The 685-nt window shown below is 61.8% G+C and carries 1 protein-coding gene; it reads right to left on the reverse strand.

Annotation, left to right across the window (positions count from 1 at the left end; all coding sequences use genetic code 11):
• Positions 1-685: efflux RND transporter permease subunit (locus DBR24_RS33970; protein WP_256591868.1), on the reverse strand; the 685-nt coding region annotated here is incomplete at both ends.

Below are 685 nucleotides of genomic sequence, written 5' to 3' on the forward strand. Positions count from 1 at the left end.
TGATGTTGGCGCCAGCCTGACGGTTGATCACCAGCAACACGGCGGCGTCATCGTTGAAGAAACCACTGTTGTAGCGGTCTTCGACGCCGTCGCTGACCTTGGCCACATCCTTGAGGCGCAGCGCGGCGCCGTCGGCGTAGTGGATGATCAGCGACTCGTAATCCTTGGCTTTCTCCAATTGATCGTTAGCCTGGATCTGCCACAGGCGCTGGCCGTCCTCGACCGAGCCCTTGGGTCGACGCACATTGGCTTCGGCAATGGTCTTGCGTACATCATCGAGCGCCACGCCGTACTGGTTCAGCGCCTGCGGTTCGAGTTCGACACGCACCGCCGGCAACGAACTGCCGCCGATCTGCACTTCACCCACGCCCTGTACCTGGGACAGGCTCTGGGACAGGATGGTCGAGGCAAGATCGTAGAGCTGGCCTTTTTCCAGGACATCGGAGGTCAGCGACAGCACCATGATCGGTGCCTGCGACGGGTTGACCTTTTTGTAGGTCGGCATGCTGCGCATCCCGCTCGGCAGCAAGTTGCGCGAAGCGTTGATCGCGGCCTGTACTTCACGGGCCGCACCGTTGATGTCGCGGTCGAGGTCGAATTGCAGAATGACCCGGGTCGAGCCCTGGCTGGAGCGGCTGCTCATGGTGTTGACGCCGGCAATGGCGCCGAAAGAACGCTCCAGTGG

It is taken from the genome of Pseudomonas sp. HMWF006 (genome assembly GCF_003061205.1).
Taxonomy (GTDB): Bacteria; Pseudomonadota; Gammaproteobacteria; order Pseudomonadales; family Pseudomonadaceae; genus Aquipseudomonas; species Aquipseudomonas monsensis.